Source organism: Thalassobellus sediminis (genome assembly GCF_044386045.1).
Taxonomy (GTDB): Bacteria; Bacteroidota; Bacteroidia; order Flavobacteriales; family Flavobacteriaceae; genus Thalassobellus; species Thalassobellus sediminis.
The window spans coordinates 224,318-250,087 of the sequence record NZ_JBISCD010000037.1; the positions used below are offsets into that span (position 1 = coordinate 224,318).

A 25,770-nucleotide genomic window follows, 5' to 3' on the forward strand; every position below is an offset into this window, starting at 1 on the left:
AAACAATCATCTAAAATTTAGTACTCATTATTGTAATGCAAAAAATTATTTTTGAATTAAAAGCTTTATTACTACATTGCAAATACAATGAGAAAAAAAATAACCATAAAAGATGTAGCTAACAAGCTAAATGTAAGCACTTCTACTATTTCAAGAGCTTTAAACAACCATTACAGTATTAGTGACAAAACAAAAGTTCTGGTTAGAAAAGCCGCTGAAGAACTAAACTATACCCCAAATAAAGTAGCTGCTAATTTAAGACGAGGCAAAGGAAACTCTATTGGAGTTATAGTCCCTAAAATAAGTACCAACTTCATGTCTAACTGTATTTCTGGTATTGAAAGCATTGCTTATCCTGCAGGATACAATCTTGTGATTTGTCAGTCTAATGAGACTTACAAAAAAGAAATTCACAACGTACAGACTTTAATTGATAGCCAAGTAGCTGGAATCATAATTTCTCAATCAATTGAAACAAAAAACTCAGATCACTTACAAAAAATTATAGATAAAAACATTCCTTTAGTCATGTTTGATAGAATATCAGACTCTTTAGATGTTGATTTTGTTGTAAATGATGATTACACCGCTACCACCAAAGCTATTCAGCATTTTGCTGATCAAGGCTACAAAAAAATTGCTTATATAGGTGCTGCCAGCCATATTTATGTTTATAAAAACAGATTTAACGCATATATTGATAGTTTAGAAAAATTAAACTTAGAAAGTAATAAAGCATGGGTTTTTACAGATGTTAATTCTAAGGATGAAGCATTTAAAGTTACAAAGCGCATGTTTGATTCGAAAGACAAGGATCAATATCCTGATGCCATATTTTGTACCAGTGGTATTAATGCCGTTGGAACTATACTCGCTTTAGAAGAATTAGGGATAAAGACTCCAGAAGAAGTTGGTGTTATTGGCTATGCAAATGATGAGTTTTCAGAGATTATTAAACCCTCACTATCTTCAATTGAACAATACCCTAAAGAATTAGGTGAAAATTCAGCCAAAATACTACTAGATTTATTTAAACATAGCGCATCATATACAAAATCTCACAAAAAGGTTGTAATAACACCTAGCCTTATTATAAGAGAGTCTTCCATTAGGAAACAGTGATTTTCATCTCTTTATCTAAACGTTATAATATTTTTATTAAAATTAAACTCATTATTACTACATTGCAGTTAGAATGAAAAAAAGAACCACCATAACAGATGTAGCAAATAAGCTAAAAGTTACAATTTCTACAGTTTCTAGAGCTTTAGACGATCACCCTACCATAAGTGAAAAAACAAAAATACTGGTAAAAAAAACCGTTAAAGAATTAAACTATTCACCTAATAAATTAGCAGCAAGCTTAAGAAGTGGAAAAGGAAATTCTATTGGTGTTATTGTTCCTAAAATTGACAGTAACTTTATGTCAAGCTGTATTTCTGGTATTGAAAGTGTTGCTTACCCTGCTGGTTACAACCTTATAATTTGTCAGTCTAATGAAACATATAAAAGAGAGATTCATAATATTCAAACATTAATTGATAGTCAAGTATCAGGTATTATCATGTCGCTATCAAACGAAACAAAAGACTCTAATCACATCCAAAGAATTATAGATGGGAATACCCCTTTAGTCATGTTTGATAGGATATCTGATAACTTAGATATAGATTTTGTAGTAAATGACGATTATTCTGTAACTAAAAAAGCAATTAAACACCTAGCCGAACAAGGTTACAAAAAAATTGCATATATAGGTGCTGCTAGTCATATTTATGTTTATAAAAACAGGCTAAATGGATACATTGACAGTTTAAAAGAGTTTAACTTAGAAAGTAACGATGCATGGATTGTTACAAATATTAACACTCAAGAAGAAGCATTTGAAGCAACTAAAAAAATGTTTAAATCTAAAGACAAGAATAATTATCCTGATGCCTTTTTCTGTACAAGTGATATTAATGCACTAGGAACCATGCTTGCACTAGAAGAAATGGGAATAAAAACACCTGATGATGTTGGCGTGATAGGATATGCAAACGATCAGTTTTCTCGTATAATTAAACCTTCCTTATCATCTATTGAACAGCACCCTAAAGACTTAGGAGAAAACTCAGCTAAAATCCTGCTTGAGTTACTTAAACAAAAAAACCCTTCTACAAAAGCTCATAAAAGGGTTGTAATAAATCCAAGTTTAATTATAAGACAATCTTCTAATAGAAAGCCTTAAAATTAAAGCTTTTTAGTTTTCTAATAAATATCTCATACCTAGTTCTAATCCGGAAAGTTCGGCTAATCCTTTTACACGACCAATTAATGGATACCCTGGATTTGCTTCTCTATCAAAATCATTTAAAATTTTATGTCCGTGATCGGGACGCATTGGTATGTTATAGTCTAATCTTCCGTTATCTTTTCTATTAATTTGTTCTTCAATAATGGACTTCATAAGACTAGTAATAGATCCTTCTAAGTGATTGGTTTCAAAAAAATCGCCATTACTTAATAGTTTGGTACTTCTTAAATGAAGAAAATGTACGCGACTCGAGTGATTTTTGAAAATTGCTGACAAATTATTATCTGTTCTTGCTCCAAGTGATCCTGAACAAAATGTTATACCATTATTTAAAGATGGACATGCTTTAGCTAACCATTCAAAATCTTCATTACAACTAACAATTCGTGGTAAGCCTAATAAAGGAAATGGCGGATCGTCTGGATGAACAGCTAAATATACACCTGACTCTTCAGCAACCTCGATAACTTCATTTAAAAAAAATGAAAAATTCTCTCTTAATTTATCTTTATCAATACCGTTATAAGCTGCTAATAATTCATTAAAAATATTAAGATAATTTTTCTCACCTTCCTTTACTGCACCATCAATAAAAGACTGAGTTTTAACAATAATATTATACCCTAATTTATCTTTTTCTTCTTCAGAAAGGTTATCAAAAACTAATTTAGCTTCCTGTATTTCTTTATCAGTATAATCTTTTTCTGCATTAGGTCGTTTTAATAAAAACAAATCGAATGCTGAAAATAAATTCTTATCAAAATACATGGCTTCAGCTCCATTTTCTAAAACATATTGAATATTTGTTCTAGCCCAATCTAAAACTGGCATAAAATTATAGCAAATAATTTTCACACCACAGGCACCTAAATTCTTAATGCTTTCTTTATAATTAGCAATGAGTTTTTCTCGATTAGGACTTCCCTTTTTTATATCTTCATGAACAGGTAAACTTTCAACAACATCCCAGGTTAATCCATGAGACTCAATGTTATTTTTAGTTTTTAAAATTTCGTCAACACTCCATACTTCTCCGTTAGGAATATGATGCAATGCTGTAACGATGCCCGTAGCTCCTGTTTGAGCCATTTCTTTTAATGATATCGGATCTTTCTCCCCAAACCATCTTAGTGTTTTAGTTAATTCCATTTACAATTTAAAATTTAAACACCACTAAAAGAACTAAATCCACCATCTACAGGAATAACTGTTCCTGTAATGAAACTTGCAGCATCAGAGCATAAAAACTGAACAATTCCGTTTAATTCATTTATGTCTCCAAAGCGTTTCATTGGCGTTCTTGCTAACACTTTTTTACTTCTTTCTGTATAAGAACCGTCATCATTAATTAAAACTTTTCTGTTTTGATCTCCGATAAAAAACCCTGGTGCAATAGCATTAACTCTTACTTTTTCTCCAAATTTCGTTCCCATTTCCATAGCCATCCATTTGGTAAAAATATCAATACCACTTTTAGCTACAGAATAACCAGGGACTCTAGTAATTGCCGAAAGCGTTGCCATAGATGACACATTTATAATACTACCAGCACCTTGATTTGCCATGGCTTCACCAAAAACCAAACAAGGATACACGGTACCATTTAAATTAAGGTTTGTTACTTTTTCGAAGTCTGATATTTTCATATCGAATACAGTTTGCTCTTCAGTTAAAGTAGCACCTGGTAAATTACCTCCTGCTGCATTAACCAAAATATCAATACGACCCCATGCTTTAAGGATTTTTTCGCGAGTAAGCTTCATTTCTTCAACATCTAAAACATTAGAAACAAAACCAATAGACTCACCTCCCATTGCTTTTAATTCTTCAACTTTATTATTTACATTTTCTTCTCTGATGTCTAAAACAACAACTTTTGCTCCACTAGCAATTAAACTCTTAGAGATACTACCACCAAGTACGCCGCCACCTCCAGTTACTATGGCTACTTTTCCTTCTACACTAAATGAATCTGTCATATATAATTTGTATTTTAAATAATTTTCTTAAAGTCCTAATTCTTATTAGAATGAACAGAACAAACGTTTGTTTCGACAAAAATACTATATTTAAACTAAAATTTTAATTAAATATTAATAATATTGATTCAAAATAGAGTACATAATGTTTTGAAATCATTAATTTGAAAACAACATACAACTTACTAAATTATGAATCGGATTATTCTAATACTATTTGCTGCTGTTATTTTTAACTACTCATGCAAAAACAACGAAACAAAAACAACGACATTTATCACTGATAAAGTAAAAATGCGTATTGATTCTACTTTAAAAAGTTTTGTTGAAGACGGTAAAGTCGCAGGTATATCTGCATTAGTTTTTGAGAAAGGCAAAGAAGTTCATTATACTCAGTTTGGATATGCTGATCGTGAGGATAGTATTCCTATGAAAAGAAATACTATTGTTAGAATTTATTCCATGACTAAACCTATAGTTGGAGTTGCTTTAATGACCTTATACGAAAAGGGCTTGTTTAAACTAGACGACCCGCTTTCTAAATATGCCCCTGAATTTGAGAATATGAAAGTATATGCTGGTTATGACAGCATAAATAAAAAAGCGCTTTTCGAGCCATTGAAAAGACCTATAACTATTCGAGACATTACGCGGCATTCTGCTGGTTTTGATGGATCTATGCCCGGTGTACCATCACTTAAAGGGAAGGATAACCCATTTAACAACGAAAACACATTACAAGAAATGGCTGAAAAACTAGGAAAGCGACCTTTAGCTTTTCAACCAGGAACAAGATGGGCTTATGGTGTTAGTGTAGACGTTCAGGCTTTTCTTGTTGAAAGACTTTCTGGAATGCCTTTTGAAAAATACCTAAGAGAACATATCTTGAATCCATTAGGAATGGATGAGACAAGATATTTTATACCAAAAAAAGATAGAAATAGATTTGCTGCAACTTATAAATATAATCGTAAAACTAAAGCATTGACTAGAGTAAAGGACACCATCACTCAAATATTAAATTATCACCGTTGGCCATTAACTCGTGGTGGATTTGGTTTAACTTCTACTTTAGATAATTATCAAAATTTTGCACAAATGCTTGCTAATAAAGGTACACTAAATGGAGTAACTATTTTAAAACCTGAAACGGTAAAACTGATGGCAACCAATCATCTTGACGAAAGTGTTACCGAACGCATGTGGCTACCTAAGCGAGGTCAAGTTGGTTTTGGAATTGATTTTGCTGTTAGACTAAAGCCTCCTGTTGATGAAGATGAGAACAACGGAGTAGTTGGCGAGTTTTTCTGGGATGGCGCTTTTAGCACTTTATTTTGGGTAGACCCTGTAAATGATTTAACCGCTGTGCTCTTCGTTCAACTCACACCTTATGATCAAATAAAATTACATAATAAATTTAGAGATGCCGTATATGGAAACTATGTTCCTGAGGCTAAAGCTATAAAAGAGTAAATTTATTGCTAAATGAAAATCCCGCTATAGGCGGGATTTTCAAAATTAAAAACACTTAGTTAACACACCTTAAAAAGGATGCATACTCTTTATTATTTTAAAAACTTTGGCTTTATAACTAACATAGCCCAAGCCCAATTTTGACCTCCTGCTGCTAAGTCTTCAGAAATTCCTTTTAACTCATACATACCATCACTAGCAAACATTTGAGAATAACCTAAAACTAAAGCATAACCTTTAAATTTCTTTTTATAAACTAAATCTATCTCTGTACCTAAAGATTTTTCACCACTAGCTAATTCTTGCTCTCCACTAAAATTTAATGCTTTTACTAAAAGGCTTGATGTATCGCTTAATTTAAAATTAGCACTTACATGTACATCAAATAAACCAATTGAATTCGCATGATTACCTACATAGAAATAATCCATAAACCCATTAAATTTGTGGTTCGTTCCATATAATGGGAAGAAAGCACCTGTTTCTCCTGCTCCACCATCATTACCACTAATAATTTCTAAACCAGCTCCTAAACCAACTTTAGCAGAAGCTTTATAGGATAAATCTAAGCCTAATAAATATGCTCCTTTAACATCGACTTCACCTTGTCTCTCACCAGTTTGTACAAAAGCATTAGCAGCTACACCAAAACTTCCTTTTTTATAATCTAAATGTGTACCTATAGTTTGTAAATTACTAATTCCGTCAGTTTCTTGAAAACCTGTATTTAATAATAATAAACTACCTGATAAGTTTTCCCAAGCTTGCTTTAAGTATAAATACTGCATGCTCTTATAAGAAAAGAAACCTGTTGTTCCATAATTAGTTCCAACCGATTGAAATCCTGTAGGGTTTGAATAATCTTGATTAAAAGCTAAACCTAAATCAAACATAAATTTACCTTTCTTATATTTTAATAAAGCTGCATCATGATTACGACCTTGTTGTGCCCAGTCTAAACCTCCAAAAATCCTTTGATCGTCATACGAAATAACCTGTCGTCCTAATTTTGTTGAGAAACCTTCACCTAACTTAAGTTCTGCCCATGCTTGAAAAACGGCAAATGAGTTATTTTGGTCATATGGTAAAATCTGTCTGTTCTCTCCCCAAACCATGATGTCTTGAAAACTAACAAAGAACTTATATGCTTCAGTTGCATATCCTGCATTTAATCGAACTCTTGTTGATATTCCGAAGCCAGCGTCAGCATCATCTGCAATTAAGCTACCGAAACCATTTCGATATTCTGTACGTGGTCTAAACTCTCCATCTAATGTAAATTGTGCATTTGCAAACTGAACCATAGCTGTCAGTATAGCTATAAATGAATAAATCTTTTTCATAATTTTTAATTTTTAAGTTTGTTTAATTTGATTTGTTTATAAGGTATTTAGTGTTCTAAAAAATCTATAAGATGCTTTCTGTACTCATAATAATCATCGTGTTCTAAAACAGATTTTCGTGTTCTAGGTCTTTCAAAATCTACATTTAAAATATCACCTATTTTGGCTTTAGGCCCACTCGTCATCATTACTACACGATCTGCTAAAAAGATGGCCTCATCAACATCATGCGTAATCATAACTGCAGTAATTTTTTCTTTATTCCAAATTTCAATAAGAATATCTTGAAGCTCGCCTCTTGTTAAAGAATCTAACATTCCAAAAGGCTCATCTAACAATAAAACTTTAGGCTTAATAGCAAATGCTCTTGCAATACCAACACGCTGTTGCATACCTTGAGAAAGGTCTGACGCTTTCTTATTAAAAGCATCTTCCAATCCTACTTTCTGCAAATAATATTTAGCAATATCTTGACGTTGTCCTTTAGTAGCATGAGGAAAAACCTTATTCACACCTAATAACACATTTTGAAGAGATGTCATCCAAGGCATCAAACTAGGCGATTGGAAAATAACCCCTCTATCTGGCCCAGGACCTTTTATATGCTTTCCTAATACAGATATATTGCCCCCAGAAATAGGATTTAATCCTGCAATCATAGAAAGCATAGTTGTTTTTCCACAGCCAGAATGCCCAATAATGGTAACAAATTCCTCTTTTCGTATCTGAAGATTTAAATCTTCAAGAACAACATAATCTCCTTTTGGTGTTGGATATACTTTCTTAAGGTTATTTAAATCCAACATAACCTCATTAGAAGGAAATCGACCATTATTAGGAATACTTCTTGCTGCTTTATTTTCTAGTATAACACTCATTATTAATTATTTAAATTGATTAACAAAATCTTTAGGGCTCAAATCTGGAAGAATAAATTCTTCTTTAGATTCAGATTTTCGTTCATTTCCTATATCCATTAAATATTCAATAATGGCATTTCTTGTTTTCTTAAAATTCGGATTATCATTTAGCGCTGTTTTATCTCTCGGGCGTTCAATATCAATTTTAAACTCAGGCCCCAACGTCGCATTAGGCCCTGGACGTAGTGGTATAATACGGTCTGCCATATAAATACCTTCATCCACATCATTCGTAATTAATAATGCAGTACGTTTATCTTTTCCCCAGATATTTAAAATTTCATCTTGTAAATTCCCACGAGTTAAAGCATCTAAAGCACCTAATGGCTCATCCATAATTATCATTTCTGGTTTCATAGCTAGTGCTCTTGCTACAGCAACACGCTGGCGCATACCTCCCGATAATTCTTTTGGGCGCTTACTTATGGCAGGTGTTAAGCTTACCATTTCTACATAATCCTTAACAATCTCTTGTAATTCTGTTTTACTTTTCTTCGGAAAGGCTTCTTTAACTGCCATAAAAATATTTTGTCCTACCGTTAACCAAGGAAGCAAAGAGTAATTCTGAAAAATAACACCGCGTTCATGACTCGTATCAACAACAGGTTGACCTTTAAATAGCACTTCACCACTTGTAGGTTTTATAAGTCCATTTATAAGATTTACTAAGGTTGTTTTTCCACTACCAGTAAATCCAACTATGGCAACAAATTCACCTTCTTCAATAGATAAATTAATATTAGAAAGCACCTCGGTAGCATCATCGGCTTGCCCGTAAGTTTTATATATATTATTTAATTCTAAGTATGCCATTTTTATTAATGTTTATTCGTTAATCTGATGATTTGTTTATTCGTTAAATCTGTTTAAACAATTAAACAACTCAACAGCTAAACAATATTCTAAATACCGTCGTTCTTATTAAAAGACACCATATTCTGAATGGTAAGCATGATTCTATCTAAAAGAAAACCAATGATTCCAATTACAAACATGGCAACAATAATTTTTGAGTTAGAGTCGTTAGCACCGTTTTGGAATTCTTCCCAAACAAACGATCCTAAACCTGGACTTTGTGCTAAAAGTTCAATAGCAATTAAAACCATCCAAGCTACCGATAATGTAATTTTTAAACCTGTAAAAATTAATGGTAACGACGATGGCAATACCACTTTAAATATTTTCTGAATAGGACCAAGTTTCAACACTTTCGCCACATTTATATAATCTTTATCTACAGACGATACACCCATAGCCGTATTAACTAAGGTTGCCCACATAGAGCAAAGTCCTACACTTATAAAAGAAATAATAAACGAGCTATCTTCACTTGAATCTATCAAAATTGTTTTAATAATCATAAAGACTAATAAGTACCAAACTACTGGAGAAACGGGTTTAAATATTTGAATAAACCAGTTAAAAGCACTTTTTAAAGTGGGACTTAATCCTATAAAAACACCTAAAGGAACCGCAATTATTAAAGCTAATAGAAACCCCGCAAACACGGTTTTTATACTCATAATAATCTGATCTACAAACGATGGACGACCTGTATAAGTAATAGCCGCTTTTCCTTCAGCTAAGCGTTTTTCGTTTAAAGCAGCTGTTTTTTCTATAAAAGCAGCCTTATCTGCACTAATAATATTATGATCTTTTAAAAGCGCTTTATATGATTGCCAAACTTGTGCAGGAGACGGTAATGTGTTTGGTTGGCAACTAATATCGCCAGAAGCAATACATGCTTTCAAAGCATCGGCTGCCTCCTGTCCTTGTTCGGTTAACGCCTTTTCAATTTTAAAATCGGCTTCTTTATTGTATAACGATTTGGCACCCATATGCCACAATCCTATAAATAAAAGTATAGAAGCAAGTGGCACAACCACTTTTCTTAAGAAATTTCTAAAATCTTCTTTTTCCAGTTTTCCTGTAAATAAATCTTTTAAAGTACTTAAAAAACCTAATCCCATAAATGCTGATATTCTTCCTAATGTTATGCTTTGCTTCATGACTACTAATATTTATTATATAATCTTTTTACTTGTCTTTATTTCCTATTGAAAAACTATTGATGTAACCTATAGGGTCTTTAGCATCGTATTTTGTTCCATCAATAAAATCGGTTGTAGCTGGTTTATAACCATCTGTAGTTGGTAGATCAGTTGCAGGAATATATCCTTCTGCTACTAATAAATCGGCTGCTTTTTTCCAGATATCTGGACGGTATATATCTTTAATAGTTTCTGCATACCATGCAGCTGGTTTAGCTTCAGGAATTTGTCCCCAACGACGCATTTGAGTTAAGAACCAAATACCATCTGAGTAAAAAGGATAGGTTGCATTGTACTTATAGAATACATTAAAATCTGGCATTTCACGTTTGTCACCTTTTTCAAACTCAAACGTTCCTGTCATAGAATTAGCTAACACAGCTTCATCTGCACCAACATACTGAGACATTGATAAAATTTTCACAGCTTCTGCTCTATTACCTGGTTCATCTAACCATTTTCCCGCTCTAATTAATGCTTTCGTTACTGCAATAGCGGTGTTTGGATTTTCATCAACAAACTTTTTAGTCATTACAAACACCTTTTCAGGATTGTTTTTCCATATATCGTAGTTAGTTACTACTGGCACACCAATACCTTTAAATACAGCTTGTTGATTCCATGGTTCTCCTACACAATATCCATAAATAGTTCCTGCTTCAAGTGTCGCTGGCATTTGTGGCGGAGGTGTTACAGATAATAAAACTTCTGCATCAATTTGTCCTTGTACATTTTCTGCTGTGTACATACCAGGATGAATACCTGCTGCTGCTAACCAATATCTAATTTCGTAGTTATGAGTAGACACCGGAAATACCATACCCATTTTAAAAGCCTTACCGCTATTTTTATACTCTGTAATTACAGGCTTTAAAGCATCTGCCTTTATTGGGTGTACAGGTTTACCATCGGCTCCTTTTGGCACATTTGGTTTCATTTTAGACCAAACATCGTTAGATACCGTAATTCCATTTCCGTTTAAATCCATTGAAAACGCTGTAACCAAATCGGCTTGCCTTCCAAAACCAGCACCTGCAGCTATTGGCTGACCTGCTAACATGTGAGAACCATCTAATTGACCATCAATAACACGATCTAAAATATTTTTCCAGTTTGATTGAGCTTCAACCGAAACAAACAACCCTTCATCTTCAAAAAAGCCTTTTTCTTTTGCTATGGCTAAAGGCGCCATATCTGTTAACTTTATAAAACCAAAGGTTAATTGAGGTTTTTCAATTTCTAAAGTTTTAGTTTTTGAAGTTTCTGCAACTACTTCTTTGGTTACAGTCTCCTTTTTTTCTTTTCCTCCACAAGAAAGTAACAGTAAAGAAACTGATAAGATCCATGTTGATTTTGTTAGTAATGATTTCATATAGATAATTTTAAATTAATTAAGTAGTAATACTTATTTTTTTGACAAATATATACGTAGTCTTAATTATATTTAATGTCAATCCCCATGTAAAAACCACTTTTTACAACATAACGAAACCTGTTAAAAAACATAAAACAAAAACAACTAACTGAAAATCAAAACAAAAGAAACTACGTATATGAAAAAATACACCTAAGTAAATACTAAAATTGTTATAAGTAACAAGAGAATAATGGCTGTTTATAAGAAATTTAGCCAAAAATTATGTGAAGCAGATGATTGATAAAATTTTTAAAAAGAAATACTCTTTATTCATTATCTAATTTCTTCAACCAATCAAACTCTGATAATCCTATATACTTTTTATCATTTCCGAAAGGGTCTTCACCTCCATCAAAATATTTTTGTAAAGCATACATAGATATCGTGTCTTTTAAAGATGTAGGCACTTCATACCTATGATTTCCATGAAAATCATGACATTGAATACAAGTTGTCCATTGCTCATTAGCAATTAACTTTTGATGACTAATGTCTAAAGGATCATTTTCTACTACCAATTCTTGATGGCAGTTCATACAGTAATCTATTGAAGCTACCGATACTCGCTCTCCATGATGTTCTGAGTGACAAGTAATACATGTAGTTGCATCAATAACTTTTATTGCTTCTTTGAATCTAGGTTCAGAAAACCGGTGATTTGGATGCCTATCATTAGGTCTATCATGACATTCTAAACAATTAACAACCGTTACATCTTTAGTACCAAAATCGACTCCATGTTCTCTAACACCAACTGCATGTGATATATTAGACTGTATTTGTTGTACTAAATTCCCTTTTGCATCAGCATGACATGCAACACAAGACATATCATTATGTCCAGCATTCATAGGACCAATAGACACATATTTTTCAGAAACATCTAAAGTTAAAATAAAACATATAAGACCACCTAATAGCAAACCTATTATACCTCCTATAAATTGTCTTTTTCTTAAGGGACTAACTTTAAACATATTTAATTATTTATTACAATTCTATAACAACCGATTCACTTTCAGGATAACTAACACAGGTTAGTATTTTACCATTATTTACTTCTTTTTCGTCAAGAAAGTGACCTTCTATCATTTTAATATCTCCAGAAACACAAGTAGCTTTACAAGTTGAACACATACCAGAACGACACGAATATGGCAATGCAATATTATCAGACATGGCTTGCTGTAGTATCGATTTATCACCCCTTACTTTTATATCATGCACTTGTCCATTGGTTTTAATAGTAACCTTACTTATTAAATCTTTTCCAGATAGCTTGATGGTTGGTGCTTTAAAAACTTCAATCTTAATTTTTTCTCTTGAAATACCATTTAGTTTTAAAAGTTCTTTGGCTTTTTCCATATAACCAAATGGACCACAAATCATATAAGTATGATCTTCAAATTTAAGGTTGTGCTTAATAAAAATCTTATTCAATAAATCTTCAGATAGTAATCCTGAGTGATAATTAACTTTTTCTTCACTTAAAGAAGACAAAATATGCTCTACTGAAAACTGATTTTCATATTGCCTTATAAGTGCTTCTATTTCTTTATGAAAAATTATAGAATCTATATTTTGATTAGCATATATAAGAATGATTTTAGAATTTTCTTCAGTAACTAAAACAGATTTTATTATCGAAAAAATAGGCGTTACACCACTACCTCCTGCAAACAAAACATACGTTTTAATAGTATCTTTTTTAGGTTCTACAAAAAATGACCCCATAGGCTTGTCTACCTCTAACTTATCACCAGCTTTTAAACAATCATGTACATAATTAGAAACCAAACCTTTATCTACACGTTTAATTGTAATTTTTAAATCCTTATCGGTTTTGGGACAACTACTAAAAGAATATGCCCTTTTATGAACCTGACCATTTATAGGAACATGTATAGTAAGAAACTGTCCTGGTTTATATGAAAGCTTGTTGAAAAAACCACCATTTTTAAAGCAGATGCTCAATGCATCAGGAGTTTCCTTTATAATATCTTTTACTAATAATTTCATTTAGTTATAATTGTTTTTAATAGGATATTATATCTCTATTGATGTAGCTGAAAATTTAATAATGACTTAGTTTTATTTATAATAGAATACTACTCCAATATGAAAGAACATAATAATGGTTATTATAATGGAAAATGATACATGACAAATCATCCAACCTTTAAACAATAAATCGCTGTTATTCTTTATTACATCTAAATTTATGTATCCAATTAAGGCATTTGCAAAAAAGAGGTACGTAAGTAACGCTAAGTAGCCATAACCTAGAGACATACTATGAACATAAAAAAACAATGGACTTAAAGCTCCTAACCATTTATGTATAACTGTCATTTTAAGAGCGTATTTCCTGAATTTTTTAGCGACTCTAGTTATAGATAACACCCATTGAAACGTTATTAGTAATGCCAACCCTAAACCAGACCAACGCTTATACATTTCTTGCTGCTGTAACTCATACAACCAAAACCATTCAAGTTTAAAAAAAAACTGAACAAAAAACAGCAATAGTAATACTAGTCCTAAAATGGTAGATTTGCTTTTCATGTACATTTGTTTATTTTTGAAAACAATTTGCTCACAGCTAATAGTAATAATTAGCTGTGAAAACAAATTACACTTCCCTTCTTCAACACTTTAAATTTTAATTAGATGCTACAAGCTTTTTCATAGTTTCATATGATGTTAATTTTCTAACACTGTCAAGAAAAACTTCAGCAGACGGCAAATACTTTCCTTCAGCTGGCCATTTTTTTCCAATCTCTGGTTTTTCGCTCTCTTTAAAGTTTTCTATTTCATCTAAATATTCTAAATAAATATCTACTGTACCCTTAGCATAAGAATTTAGGACTGCCACTGTTTCTTTATATGTTAATGAATCTTTAGGATATTGCCATGTGGTAGCTCCCATAACATCGCCTAATTTCCAATCTGTTTTTGGAGATTGTGCATGTCCGTTATGACAAGAAACACAAGCCCCAGCACCTGCCACATCTGCAAACATTGCTGTGTGTAATTTTTGGTCTTCATCATAAAAAAATTGTGGTTTTTGGTCTACTTTAATTTTATCAAAAAGTTCTGCTTGCTTACCAACAAACTTATTTGCTGCATTTACTGGAAAATCAGACCCTAAATACAACCCCAATGGCACTGGGCTTTTTGTTATACTTGTAGCAACACCTCTTAAAAACAATGCAGGTAACGGACCAGCTTCCACATCATCTTTTCTCCAATCTTCATCAAACTTCATCCCTTGTGCCTTTCCTTTTCCAACAATGGCTTTTGTATATAAAGTTCTAGTAACATCATTTTCCTTTGAAACCATTTCTAAAACTTCTGATACAGAAAACACATTTTCTTCTGCAGTTCCTTTTGGTGTTTCTTCAGCTACGCCTCCACATGAAAATAAGCTAACAAAAGCAATACAAATCATTGAAATTTTTAAACCTTTTAATACTTTATACTTTTTCATAACTATAGTTTTTTTTAATGGTTAATATTAATAAGATGCCTCAATCATTACAGTAGACATGGTTGTATAAACTGAAGTCCAAGCCTCTTCAACTTCAGGAGTAAAATCATCACCTAAACCAGCAGATAATGTTCCCAACAATGCAGCTCCAACAGTATTATAATGTGATGGCACAACTTTATACTCCACATGTTTCTTACCTAAATTTTGCAAAACAGGCACTAAAGCTTCTAAATTACTTAATCCTGCAACCGCAGCTGCTAACATAGTCATTAGCTTATTTCCTTGTGTTTTCATTGCCTCCTCACCTGAAGGAAATAGTGGTTTTAAAGCGGGATCTAATTCAAATAGTTTTGAATAAAATATTTCGGCAGCAGTTGCAGCTATAGGTTTAACTTTTTCAAAAGATTCTTGAACTAAGGTGATTGTTTTTTGTTCCATAATTTAAGTTTGTTTATCATTAGTAATCTATCAACACTTAAATAAGTATTAATACTTATAATTTAAGCAAAAATAAATGGACTTTTTGAAATTAAGTATGGTATTAATCAGACCTAAACATATTTTTAGAGCATACTAAAACATGCGAAAAAACAGATTTTAAAACTGAGTTACACCATAAAAAATAAATAATTAAAAAGAAGTAGTATTGATAAATTAGTTAACTATCTAAGTAGAAGTTATGCTCACTAATCTCATTTTTAAGAAGTTGAATGTCGGTAATTCCTATTTTTTTTCCTTTAGCGTTAATAAGATTTTCCTTTTTTAATGCAGAAAACACTCTTATTACTTGTTCCTCTGTAGTACCTGCATAGTCTGCATATTCTCGCCTACTTAGAGAAATATCTAAAAAGCCTTTATTACTACCAAACTTTCTATGTATATATAATAAAGAATCAATAACACGCTCACGAACCGTCATTTGAGAAATAGACTTAACTTTAGACTCACTTCTATTTAATTCGTTAGCATAAAAAAGCATAAAGTCGTAAGCAAACTTAGGGTACCTTAGTAAAGCTTCTTGTAAATTATTTTTAGAAAAATAACATAGTGTTGTATCTTCTAAAGCAATCGCACCAATAGAATAATACTCTTCTGTACCAAAGCCACGATGTCCAATAATTTCACCAGTTTTAGCAAAACGAACAATTTGCTCTCTCCCGTTAATACCAGTTCTAAAGACTTTTACTTTTCCTTTTAAAATGAAAAACAACCCATTTACTGGAGCGCCTTCAATAATAAATTGTTGACCTTTTTTACATTTTAAATTGTTTTTCTCATTTACAATGGAATAACTATCTAATACTGCTAAATTCCTTTTTATTAAGCACGAATAATTTTCGCAAGAATTACACGAAACATCGTATGATGTTCGCTTTCTAATTGATGTAGATATAGTATGTTTAGTTATAGTTTCCAATATTTACTTAATAAGACTAAACAAATATAAGTATTAATACTTAATAAAATTGTAAAATACTTATTTTTAGCAGTCTAATAAAATTGTCGAAACTTTATTATGATTACAAAAATATATACCTTAATTTTTAAATAAATCTCAATAATTCAAAATATGCTAATCGTAAACATATCTAAATAAAGACAAACTCGTTATATTTGTAAATACATAACGATATTTAAATGATTTCCGTAGAAGACGCTATTCAACTAGTAAAAAACAACACCAAACCGCTTTTAAAAGAAACAACGAAACCTGTTGAAAAAGCTGGAGGTTATATATTATTCAAAGACGTTTATTCGCCAATAAATATGCCGCCCTTTAGGCAATCGGCTATGGATGGTTATGCATTATTTTTACATGAGAGTTTAAGCTATTCATTAATTGATGAAGTAAAAGCTGGCGATAACCACCAACCCATTTTAAAACAAGGAGAAGCGGTTAGAATTTTTACTGGTGCACCTGTACCAGATACTGCCAATGCTATCATGATGCAAGAAAAAGTTAAAAATGATGGCCGTAAAATAACTATCGAACATAGCATAAATCAAGAAACAAATATTAGACCACTTGGAGAGCAAGTTAAAGAAGGAGACATCGCTTTAAAAAAAGGAACCAAACTAACGCCTGCCGCCATAGGTTATTTAACATCTTTAGGTATAACAACCGTTTATGTCTATAAAAAACCATCTATAGCATTAGTAACTACAGGAAATGAATTGATTAAGGCAGGACAACCTTTAAATTATGGCCAGATATACGAAAGCAATTCAACCATGCTTCAAAATGCACTTTATAATTTAAAGTTTTATGATATAACCTTACACAAGGTTGAAGATGATTACGAAAAAACAAAATCTAAACTTGAAACCGTTATAAACGAGAATGACTTGGTGATTGTAACTGGTGGTATTTCAGTTGGTGATTACGATTTTGTTGGAAAATCACTTATAGAATTAAATACTGAAAACATCTTTTATAAGGTAAAACAAAAACCAGGAAAACCTCTATTCTTCGGAAAAAAAGAAGACACACTCATTTTTGCACTACCAGGAAACCCTGCTGCTGCCCTCAGTTGTTTTTACGTTTATGTGTATATCGCATTGCAAAAAATGATGAATAGAAATGTTATAGAATTACCACGTATCAAAGCTAAATCATTATCAAATTTTGAAAAGCGAGGTGATAGACCTCAATTTTTAAAAGCTATTTATAAAGAAAATACCGTTGAAATTTTAGAAGGACAAAATTCATCCATGTTACAAACATTTGCACTTTCAAACGCTCTAGTTTTTGTACCTGAAACTGTTTCTAATATTTCAATTAATGATGATGTTGAAGTTATTTTACTCCCATCTTAAACTAAGATTATGAGCTATAAAATTAAAAGTAGAGTTTGGATTGAACATGATAATCATGTGTTATTAGGAGAAGGTCGAGTGCATTTATTAAAAGCTATTGAAGCAACTGGCTCGCTATCTAAAGCAGCAAAATCATTAAACCTATCGTATAAAAAAGCTTGGAATCTTTTAGATTCAGTGAACAAATCGGCTAAAAAACCAGTAACAATAAATAGTATTGGTGGTAAAGGTGGTGGTGGTGCCCAATTAACAGAATACGGAAAATCTTTAATTAATGTTTTTGATGAGATTAATAAAAACTGTTGGGACTTTTTAGATAAACAATTAGAAAAAATAGAGCAATTATAGTATGCTACAAAACGAATACATATTAGCCTTTTTATTCATCCTACCAATAGTATCCTTTCTATACTCAAGTGTAGGTCATGGAGGCGCTAGTGGTTATTTGGCACTTATGGCTTTGTTTTCGTTTGCACCTGAAACCATGAAACCCACTGCTCTACTTCTTAATTTATTTGTTGCAGGCATTTCGTTTTATTACTATTACAAAGAAGGGTATTTTAATAAAAAACTGTTTTTAGTATTCGCTATAGCATCAGTGCCTTTTGCTTTTATAGGAGGAACCATTGAAATTGATGCGTCTATTTACAAAAAGATATTAGCCGTTTTATTAGTCTTTGCTATTCTAAAAATGCTGAATGTTTTTGGAAAGGAAAAAGATACCATAAAAGACACCAAACTTTGGCAAGGCTTAATAGTTGGTGCTATTATTGGTTTCTTTTCAGGACTTATTGGTATTGGTGGTGGCATCATATTAACACCTGTTATTTTATTGTTCCATTGGGGTAAAATGAAAGAAGCCGCAGCCGTTTCTGCTTTATTTATTTGGGTAAATTCTGCTTCAGGGCTTATCGGACAATTAAGTAGCGGTGTCATTATAGAAAAAGAAGCTTTTTTATTAGTGGCTATTGCTCTCATAGGTGGTGTTTTTGGAGGCTATTATGGAAGTAAAAAAATCAACAATAAGAAACTTCGATACATTTTGGCTTTTGTATTAACCATAGCATGTTTTAAACTATTTTTCACTTAAAATGATAGACAAAAAAAACATTACAGGTATTATTTTGGCGGGTGGAAAAAGCACGCGTATGGGAACCGACAAAGGTTTTCTGCTATTAAACGGAAAACCATTTACCCAATACAGTATTGATGCTTTACAGCCTTTAGTATCCGAAATTTTAATTGTTTCAGATAATCCTGATTATGATATTTTTGGATGTAAGCGCATAAACGATATTACAAAAAATGCTGGTCCTGTGGCAGGTATTTGTTCAGGATTAGAAGCATCTTCAACTGAATACAATTTAATTTTAAGCTGCGATATTCCTTTGATTACTTCAGATATTTTAAAGAAATTGATAAAAGCTATTGATGATACTTCCGAAGTCATTCAAATTGAAAGCAACGGCAAATCAATGCCACTTATAGCATTATACAAAAAGCAATGCAAAGAAATATTTAGCAAGCTATTAAAAGGAGACGAAAGACGTTTACGTGTTGCTGTTAACGCCTGCCAATCAAAAAATATAGCATTAGAATTAGAACACGATATATTTACCATGAATGTGAATACACAAACAGAATTAAAAGCCATTGAAGATGCATATAACCGTTAAATATTTTGGACAGATAGCGGAAGTTACCCAACAAGAAGAAGAATCTTTAGAATTTTCTGGGAGTTTAATTTCTGAACTATTAGATCTATTATATTCAAAATATAGCGACTTGAAAACGAAAGATTTTCAAATAGCACAAAACCAAGAATTGGTAACTAATGAAACTAAAATAACAGGACAAGAAATTGCCTTATTACCACCTTTTGCAGGAGGCTAAATATAAAAACGTTCTGGCAGGAAGAAATTCCTGCCTACACAAGAATATGAGATATAACAGACATATCATCTTATCGGAAATAGGTCAAGAAGGTCAAAACAAACTTTCCAACGCTAAAGTATTAGTAATTGGTGCTGGTGGTTTGGGTTGCCCTGTTTTGCAGTATTTAACAGCCGCTGGTATTGGCAAAATTGGTATTATTGATTTTGATGTGGTAGATATTTCAAACTTACAACGTCAAGTATTATTTGGAACATCGGCATTAGGAAAAAACAAAGCAGTAGCAGCTAAAGAACGATTAACAGATTTAAACGATAGTATCACTATTATCGCTTACGCGGAAAAATTAACGCACCAAAACGCTGTTAATTTATTCAATCAATATGATATTATAGTTGATGGCACCGATAATTTTGAAACGCGCTACTTAGTAAATGATGCTTGTATTATTACAAACAAACCACTCGTTTTTGGAGCCATCTATAAATTTGAAGGACAAGTATCTGTTTTCAACTATCAAAACGGGCCAAGTTACCGTTGCTTGTTTCCAAACCCTCCAGAAAAAGGAAACGTCCCTAATTGTTCAGAAATTGGGGTTTTAGGAGTACTTCCCGGTATTATTGGAACAATGCAAGCTAATGAAATTTTAAAAATTATTTTAGGTATTGGCAACGTGCTTTCTGGCAAATTACTTTGTTATAATGCCTTGACGCTTCATAATTCAACATTAAAAATTAAAAGAAACGAAAACATCATCCAATCTGTTTTAAAAAACAAGGATAACTTTCATAATAAACAAACAGAATCTCAATGTGAAATAGACATTATTTCAATTTCAATCAAAGACGTTTTATTTGGAGAAAATATTCAATTTATTGATGTTAGAGAAACTCATGAACAACCAAAAATTGAAAATTTGGAAGTCACAATTATTCCATTAAGTGTACTAGAAAACAATCTAAACAAAATCGATTCAGCAAAAAAGAAAATCCTTTTTTGTCAATCAGGAATACGAAGTAAACGTGCTGTAAAATTATTGCAAGCATTACATATTCAAAATTGTTTCAGCATAAATGAAGGTGCTTCAGATATAAATAAACATATAAAAGAACAACATAAAACAACTTCAAATAATGAAAGATAAAAAAACCATAAAAAGCGTATTCAAACAAGGCGCTATTTCTTCAGAGTTTATAGGAAACTCTATTGCGAAACACCAAACCAAAACAAGTATTGGAGCTCACAATATATTTTTAGGACAAGTAAGAGCCGATGTTATTGATAACAAAACGGTTGCTGCCATAGAATATACAGCCTATGAAGATATGGCCAATGAAAAGTTTCACGAGATTAGAGAAGCTGCTTTTGAGAAATTCGAACTCACATGCATGCATATCTATCATAGTTTAGGAAGTGTTAAAGCTGGTGAAATCTGTTTATTCGTTTTTGTATCATCACCTAGACGAAAAGTTGTTTTTGAAGCTTTAGAATTTATTGTTGAAGCCATAAAAGCAGATGTACCAGTTTTTGGAAAAGAAATTTTTGAAGACGAATCTCATCAATGGAAAGTAAACACCTAAGTGTTATTTTGAATAGCTGTTTGTCGTTAAATCGAGAAAAACTAAACGAATAACCGATTAAACAAATCAACAATTAAGTAACAAAAAAATGGTCGATATAACTCACAAAGCAACAACATTAAGAACCGCGATAGCACAAGCCGTTGTAAAGGTTAGTAAACCCGAAACAATAACAGCCATACAAAACGATACCGTTCCTAAAGGAAACGTATTTGCCATGAGTAAAGCAGCAGGCTTATTAGGCGTAAAACGCACACCAGATATTTTACCTGATTGTCACCCCTTGCCTATTGAATTTACAGGTGTTGAGTACGATATAAACGGATTAGAAATCACCGTACTATTCACCGTAAAAACCATTTACAAAACGGGTGTAGAAGTTGAAGCGATGCACGGTGCAAGTGTAGTGGCATTAAACATGTACGACATGCTAAAACCTATTGATAAAGGCATCGAAATACACGCTATAAAACTATTAAAGAAAAAAGGTGGAAAATCAGATTTTAGAGATAAGTTTAGAAAAGATTTAACAGCAGCAGTTATTGTTTGCTCTGATACGATTTCGGCAGGACACAAAGAAGATAAAGCAGGAAAAGCTATTATTGAAAAATTAGAATCTTGCGATGTAAAAATTAAAGATTACATCATCATTCCTGATGAAATAAAAGATATCCAAGAAAAAGCAAAAAGCTTTCAAGAAACTGGTGTCGATTTAATAATTTACACAGGAGGCACAGGGCTTTCTGTACGCGATGTCACCCCTGAAGCTTTATTACCATTATTAGACCGAAGAATCCCAGGTATTGAAGAAGCCATTCGTAATTACGGACAAGACAGAACACCGTTTTCTATGCTATCTAGAAGTGTAGCAGGCACTATCAAAGACACCTTGGTATTAGCTTTACCGGGATCTACAAACGGAGCCAAAGAATCTATGGATGCTATATTTCCATCGGTACTACATATTTTCAGAATTTTAAAAGGTGCGAGACACGATTAATGAATAGCAACAAAAACATATTACAAGATAATTTTGGTAGAGACCACGCCTACTTGCGAATTTCGTTAATTGAACGCTGTAATTTACGCTGTTCCTATTGCATGCCAGAAGAAGGCGTGCAACTCTCTCCTAAAAGTCATTTAATGACCTATGAGGAAATATACAATATTGCCAAAACCTTTGTAAAACATGGCGTTACTAAAATAAGATTAACAGGAGGAGAACCTTTAATTAGAAAAGACATCCCTATTATTTTAGAAAAACTTGCCACACTTCCTGTGGAATTATCCATAACATCTAACGCGGTTATAATTGATAAATTTATTGATATACTAAAAGCTAGCGGCATTAAAAGTATCAACGTGAGCTTAGATTCCTTAGATAAAGAAAAGTTTAAACATATTACGCGTCGCGATCAATTTAAAAAAGTTTACGACAATATCTTATTATTAGTAAAAGAAGGTTTTAAAGTTAAAGTGAACGCCGTTTTAATGAAGGACTTTAACGATAACGAAATTATCGATTTCATTAATTTCACAAAAGATTTACCTGTTTCAGTTCGCTTTATTGAATTCATGCCTTTTGATGGTAACAAATGGGATATGAGTAAAATGGTGTCTTATGCCGAAGTGATGGAATATGTAAATGATTCATTTTCTGAAGCACAAATAGAACGCCTTCAAGACACACCAAACGACACCTCAAAAAACTATAAAATAAAAGGCTACAAAGGAAGTTTTGCTATTATAAGTTCTGTAACAAATCCGTTTTGCGATTCTTGCAACAGGTTACGATTAACCGCTAACGGACAACTAAAAAATTGTTTATTTTCATCTAACGAATCCGATTTACTAACCACACTCCGTTCAGGAAAATCGATTGAACCTGTTATTCAAAAAGCAGTACAAGCCAAATTTAAAGTTCGTGGAGGTATGAATACTATTGAAAAACTTCAAGAACCTAAACTACATAGCAAAAATAGAAGTATGATTACGATTGGAGGTTAATATTAGCTCAAAACAATTAAAACCTTTTGATTTGTAAGTATTTACTATATTTGGGTGTATATATAGTTGAGGTAAACACTGAGAATGTTTATTCACTTTTTGTAAAATATTTACCAAATCAATCGATGAAAAAATTATTAATTCTAACTCTTTTATTAACCCAAAGCATAAATTTATCTGCAGATGTTGGATTATCGTTTAGATATAAAGTAGAATTACAAAATGATAATGAAAAAATAACTGGTTACATATATCATTATACATATTCAGAAGGTTTCAAAAGTGATAAAGAATCATTCTTTGAATATTTTTCTAGAGAATTCCATAATACACCTTACATATACACAGAAATTCATAGTTTGATTTTATCTAAAAATTTTGATTTAGACTTTTGTCTACCAGTGAATAGATTAGATTTTAATCTTGAAAAAATAATAGATGTAAAATTATTTGAAATAAAAGAATTTGAAGTCGGAGACAAAATTTTATTAATTGAAAATGAAAAAATTTATAATTTAATTGGGAAAAAAAACTTCGAAGAGGTAAGATTAGACAATAAATTAGCTGAAAATTGTAATATCTCTATTATTGATTTTAGTTTGAAAGCAGATATTAAAAGAATACAGATGAATCTGAATTCTTTAATTAAAAAACATTACAACATTGAATTTGACTCAGTTGATCAAGATTTTTTTAAAATCTTTAATAAATTAAAAGAAAAAATGTATAATGATAATATTCTAATTTTCACCTACTGTTCTGCATTATAATATTATTAAAAAGTTATTCTCTCTTAAAAAAACTTTTGAAATGGAATATGGATATTCAAGCAAGATTCATTTTGTGCACACAATTTTAGTTTATATTCTGGGAACTATATTTTTATCATTTGCATACATGTATATTAATAAATAGCAGTTGAAATCCGAAAATACGACTCAAATATCTAAACAAAACTAATAACAGTTAACCCTTATTAAAAAATGAAACGATTAACTCAGTTTATAAAAAATAACTCATCAGGAAAAAAAGTTCTAGGTCTTTTTATTCTTACCAATGCCGTTTACATATTTATGCTAACTGTTACGATTCCTAAAACAATGGGGTTCTCGAATGGAATGAAATTACTGGATATGATGCCAACAGGCTATGACTTGAATTATGTTAGTGAATTATTCAACTTGCTTGGAGAAATTGGACGTCAAACGTATCTAACAAATCAAATACCTGTGGATATGATTTATCCATTACTTTTCGGACTGACCTACTGTTTGCTTTTAGCTTATTTTCTAAAAAAATTAAACAAACTAAATACCCCATTTATTTATCTCTGTCTAATTCCTATAATTGCTGGAATAGCAGATTATTTAGAAAATTTCGGGATTATTACAATGCTGAATAGCTATCCGGAATTGAAAGCGAATATAGTCTCTGTAACTAATATGTTTTCAGTTATAAAAAGTATTTCAACAAGTCTATTTTTTATTGCATTGATTGTAATATTAATAATGCTTGGTATTAAAAAAATAATTACTAAAAACAGCACTAATGTAGAGGTTTAATCGAATATTGATAGAATTTTGATATACATAACCGTTAGACAAAATCTTAAAAATGAAATATATAATAACATTATTAATTGCTATTTTATTAATCTCCTTTAAAAGTTCTGAAAACGAAGAACGCACAAAGAATTTTCCCAAAGAAGAACTTCGCGTTATAAACATTCCAAAAAAGGAGAATGTTTGGGTATTTATCATGGCTGGACAATCTAATATGGCAGGTCGTGGTTTTGTTGAACCTAAAGATACCATTCACAATAATCAGATTCTTTCTATAAATAGTAGCAATCAATTAATTTATGCAAAAGAACCTTTGCATTTTTACGAACCGCCACGAACAGGCCTTGATATTGGTATGTCTTTTGGAAAAGAAATTATAAAGAAAATTCCTGATTCTATCTCGGTTTTATTAATTCCTACAGCAGTTGGAGGAAGTTCTATAGGACAATGGATAGAAAACAAAAAACGTTTAGATGTTGAGTTATTTTCAAACTTTAAAGAAAAAATAGAATTAGCCCAAAATTATGGAGTAATAAAAGGAATATTATGGCATCAAGGAGAAACTGATACAGACGAAGAAGCTACCATTAAAGAATATGACAAAAACCTTTCAGTATTAATTTCAAAATTTCGAGAAGCTACAAATAATGATCAGTTACCCGTAATTATTGGAGAACTTGGAGATTATTCAAAATACAAGGAAAAATGGAACCAATTAAATTCAAAAATATTGGAGTTCTCCAAAACAGATAGTCTTGTAAGAGTCGTTAAATCAAAAGGTTTAAAAGACAAAGGAGACAAACTTCATTTTGATTCAAAAAGCATTCGTTTATTTGGAAAAAGATATGCTAAAAAATTCTTTGAATTAATAACGATTCAAAACGATAAATAGCGAAGTATAAAATTATAAAACCGTTACTTTTCATAAGCACCAAACTA

General features: G+C 31.6%; 28 protein-coding genes. 15 read left to right on the plus strand and 13 right to left on the minus strand.

Going from position 1 to position 25,770, the window contains the following annotated elements; all coding sequences use genetic code 11:
• Window positions 1-87: 87 nt before the first annotated feature.
• A complete protein-coding gene (locus tag ACH5TW_RS02780) occupies window positions 88-1,122 on the plus strand; it encodes a LacI family DNA-binding transcriptional regulator (RefSeq protein ID WP_439334958.1) in 1,035 nt (344 codons plus the stop codon).
• A gap of 73 nt (window positions 1,123-1,195) precedes the next feature.
• The gene (locus ACH5TW_RS02785; RefSeq protein WP_439334959.1) at window positions 1,196-2,230 is read left to right on the plus strand and encodes a LacI family DNA-binding transcriptional regulator; all 1,035 of its coding nucleotides are present in this window, start codon (window positions 1,196-1,198) and stop codon (window positions 2,228-2,230) included.
• Between the two features lie 12 nt (window positions 2,231-2,242).
• Here ACH5TW_RS02785 and uxuA read toward each other — a convergent pair whose 3' ends face one another.
• Both uxuA and ACH5TW_RS02795 read right to left on the minus strand, forming a co-directional pair.
• A complete protein-coding gene (gene uxuA / locus ACH5TW_RS02790; RefSeq protein ID WP_439334960.1) occupies window positions 2,243-3,445 on the minus strand; it encodes a mannonate dehydratase in 1,203 nt (400 codons plus the stop codon).
• A gap of 14 nt (window positions 3,446-3,459) precedes the next feature.
• Window positions 3,460-4,275: an SDR family oxidoreductase gene (locus tag ACH5TW_RS02795; protein ID WP_439334961.1), complete on the minus strand. Its 816-nt coding sequence runs from the start codon at window positions 4,273-4,275 to the stop codon at window positions 3,460-3,462.
• Window positions 4,276-4,467: 192 nt separating this feature from the next.
• Between ACH5TW_RS02795 and ACH5TW_RS02800 the strand changes: the two genes are divergently transcribed.
• Window positions 4,468-5,748 carry a serine hydrolase domain-containing protein gene (locus ACH5TW_RS02800; protein ID WP_439334962.1) on the plus strand — a complete coding sequence of 427 codons (1,281 nt, stop codon included), beginning with the start codon at window positions 4,468-4,470 and terminating at the stop codon, window positions 5,746-5,748.
• Window positions 5,749-5,840: 92 nt separating this feature from the next.
• On the opposite strand, the gene ACH5TW_RS02805 is transcribed toward ACH5TW_RS02800, so the two are convergent.
• From ACH5TW_RS02805 to ACH5TW_RS02855, 11 genes are all read right to left on the minus strand, one after another.
• A complete protein-coding gene (locus tag ACH5TW_RS02805; RefSeq protein ID WP_439334963.1) occupies window positions 5,841-7,091 on the minus strand; it encodes an alginate export family protein in 1,251 nt (416 codons plus the stop codon).
• A 47-nt stretch (window positions 7,092-7,138) separates the two neighbouring features.
• Window positions 7,139-7,969, minus strand: a complete 831-nt coding sequence (locus ACH5TW_RS02810) for an ABC transporter ATP-binding protein (RefSeq protein WP_439334964.1) — start codon at window positions 7,967-7,969, stop codon at window positions 7,139-7,141.
• Window positions 7,970-7,975: 6 nt separating this feature from the next.
• Window positions 7,976-8,824 carry an ABC transporter ATP-binding protein gene (locus ACH5TW_RS02815; RefSeq protein ID WP_439334965.1) on the minus strand — a complete coding sequence of 283 codons (849 nt, stop codon included), beginning with the start codon at window positions 8,822-8,824 and terminating at the stop codon, window positions 7,976-7,978.
• A gap of 89 nt (window positions 8,825-8,913) precedes the next feature.
• Window positions 8,914-10,020 (minus strand): ABC transporter permease, encoded by a 1,107-nt coding sequence (locus ACH5TW_RS02820; protein ID WP_439334966.1) that lies wholly within the window; start codon window positions 10,018-10,020, stop codon window positions 8,914-8,916.
• A gap of 28 nt (window positions 10,021-10,048) precedes the next feature.
• Complete coding sequence (locus ACH5TW_RS02825) at window positions 10,049-11,434, minus strand: CmpA/NrtA family ABC transporter substrate-binding protein (RefSeq protein ID WP_439334967.1); 1,386 nt, start codon at window positions 11,432-11,434, stop codon at window positions 10,049-10,051.
• 311 nt (window positions 11,435-11,745) lie between these two features.
• Window positions 11,746-12,456, minus strand: a complete 711-nt coding sequence (locus ACH5TW_RS02830; RefSeq protein ID WP_439334968.1) for a cytochrome c3 family protein — start codon at window positions 12,454-12,456, stop codon at window positions 11,746-11,748.
• A gap of 13 nt (window positions 12,457-12,469) precedes the next feature.
• A complete protein-coding gene (locus tag ACH5TW_RS02835; RefSeq protein ID WP_439334969.1) occupies window positions 12,470-13,498 on the minus strand; it encodes a 2Fe-2S iron-sulfur cluster-binding protein in 1,029 nt (342 codons plus the stop codon).
• Window positions 13,499-13,570: 72 nt separating this feature from the next.
• Window positions 13,571-14,044, minus strand: a complete 474-nt coding sequence (locus ACH5TW_RS02840; RefSeq protein ID WP_439334970.1) for a hypothetical protein — start codon at window positions 14,042-14,044, stop codon at window positions 13,571-13,573.
• Window positions 14,045-14,141: 97 nt separating this feature from the next.
• Window positions 14,142-14,969: a c-type heme family protein gene (locus ACH5TW_RS02845; RefSeq protein ID WP_439334971.1), complete on the minus strand. Its 828-nt coding sequence runs from the start codon at window positions 14,967-14,969 to the stop codon at window positions 14,142-14,144.
• Between the two features lie 27 nt (window positions 14,970-14,996).
• Window positions 14,997-15,410 carry a globin family protein gene (locus ACH5TW_RS02850; protein ID WP_439334972.1) on the minus strand — a complete coding sequence of 138 codons (414 nt, stop codon included), beginning with the start codon at window positions 15,408-15,410 and terminating at the stop codon, window positions 14,997-14,999.
• A 220-nt stretch (window positions 15,411-15,630) separates the two neighbouring features.
• Window positions 15,631-16,389 carry a Crp/Fnr family transcriptional regulator gene (locus ACH5TW_RS02855; RefSeq protein WP_439334973.1) on the minus strand — a complete coding sequence of 253 codons (759 nt, stop codon included), beginning with the start codon at window positions 16,387-16,389 and terminating at the stop codon, window positions 15,631-15,633.
• Between the two features lie 221 nt (window positions 16,390-16,610).
• On the opposite strand from ACH5TW_RS02855, the gene ACH5TW_RS02860 reads away from it, so the two are divergent.
• From ACH5TW_RS02860 to ACH5TW_RS02915, 12 genes are all read left to right on the plus strand, one after another.
• Window positions 16,611-17,789, plus strand: coding sequence for a molybdopterin molybdotransferase MoeA (locus tag ACH5TW_RS02860; protein WP_439334974.1), 1,179 nt, complete (start codon window positions 16,611-16,613; stop codon window positions 17,787-17,789).
• Window positions 17,790-17,798: 9 nt separating this feature from the next.
• Window positions 17,799-18,137: a winged helix-turn-helix domain-containing protein gene (locus ACH5TW_RS02865; RefSeq protein ID WP_439334975.1), complete on the plus strand. Its 339-nt coding sequence runs from the start codon at window positions 17,799-17,801 to the stop codon at window positions 18,135-18,137.
• 1 nt (window position 18,138) lies between these two features.
• Entirely contained in the window at window positions 18,139-18,879 is a 741-nt protein-coding gene (locus tag ACH5TW_RS02870) for a sulfite exporter TauE/SafE family protein (protein ID WP_439334976.1), read from the plus strand.
• A 1-nt stretch (window position 18,880) separates the two neighbouring features.
• On the plus strand, window positions 18,881-19,465 hold the full coding sequence (gene mobA / locus ACH5TW_RS02875; RefSeq protein ID WP_439334977.1) for a molybdenum cofactor guanylyltransferase: 585 nt from the start codon (window positions 18,881-18,883) through the stop codon (window positions 19,463-19,465).
• Window positions 19,449-19,682, plus strand: coding sequence for a MoaD/ThiS family protein (locus ACH5TW_RS02880; protein ID WP_439334978.1), 234 nt, complete (start codon window positions 19,449-19,451; stop codon window positions 19,680-19,682). Before mobA ends, ACH5TW_RS02880 begins: the two co-directional genes overlap by 17 nt.
• A 46-nt stretch (window positions 19,683-19,728) precedes the next feature.
• A complete protein-coding gene (moeB, locus tag ACH5TW_RS02885; protein ID WP_439334979.1) occupies window positions 19,729-20,826 on the plus strand; it encodes a molybdopterin-synthase adenylyltransferase MoeB in 1,098 nt (365 codons plus the stop codon).
• Window positions 20,816-21,262, plus strand: a complete 447-nt coding sequence (locus tag ACH5TW_RS02890; protein WP_439334980.1) for a molybdenum cofactor biosynthesis protein MoaE — start codon at window positions 20,816-20,818, stop codon at window positions 21,260-21,262. Before moeB ends, ACH5TW_RS02890 begins: the two co-directional genes overlap by 11 nt.
• 88 nt (window positions 21,263-21,350) lie before the next feature.
• A complete protein-coding gene (gene moaCB, locus ACH5TW_RS02895; protein ID WP_439334981.1) occupies window positions 21,351-22,262 on the plus strand; it encodes a bifunctional molybdenum cofactor biosynthesis protein MoaC/MoaB in 912 nt (303 codons plus the stop codon).
• The gene (moaA, locus tag ACH5TW_RS02900) at window positions 22,262-23,269 is read left to right on the plus strand and encodes a GTP 3',8-cyclase MoaA (RefSeq protein ID WP_439334982.1); all 1,008 of its coding nucleotides are present in this window, start codon (window positions 22,262-22,264) and stop codon (window positions 23,267-23,269) included. Before moaCB ends, moaA begins: the two co-directional genes overlap by 1 nt.
• A 125-nt stretch (window positions 23,270-23,394) precedes the next feature.
• Window positions 23,395-24,039: a hypothetical protein gene (locus ACH5TW_RS02905; protein WP_439334983.1), complete on the plus strand. Its 645-nt coding sequence runs from the start codon at window positions 23,395-23,397 to the stop codon at window positions 24,037-24,039.
• A 213-nt stretch (window positions 24,040-24,252) separates the two neighbouring features.
• Window positions 24,253-24,831, plus strand: a complete 579-nt coding sequence (locus ACH5TW_RS02910; RefSeq protein ID WP_439334984.1) for a hypothetical protein — start codon at window positions 24,253-24,255, stop codon at window positions 24,829-24,831.
• A 52-nt stretch (window positions 24,832-24,883) separates the two neighbouring features.
• Window positions 24,884-25,723, plus strand: a complete 840-nt coding sequence (locus ACH5TW_RS02915) for a sialate O-acetylesterase (RefSeq protein ID WP_439334985.1) — start codon at window positions 24,884-24,886, stop codon at window positions 25,721-25,723.
• Window positions 25,724-25,770: the final 47 nt, after the last annotated feature.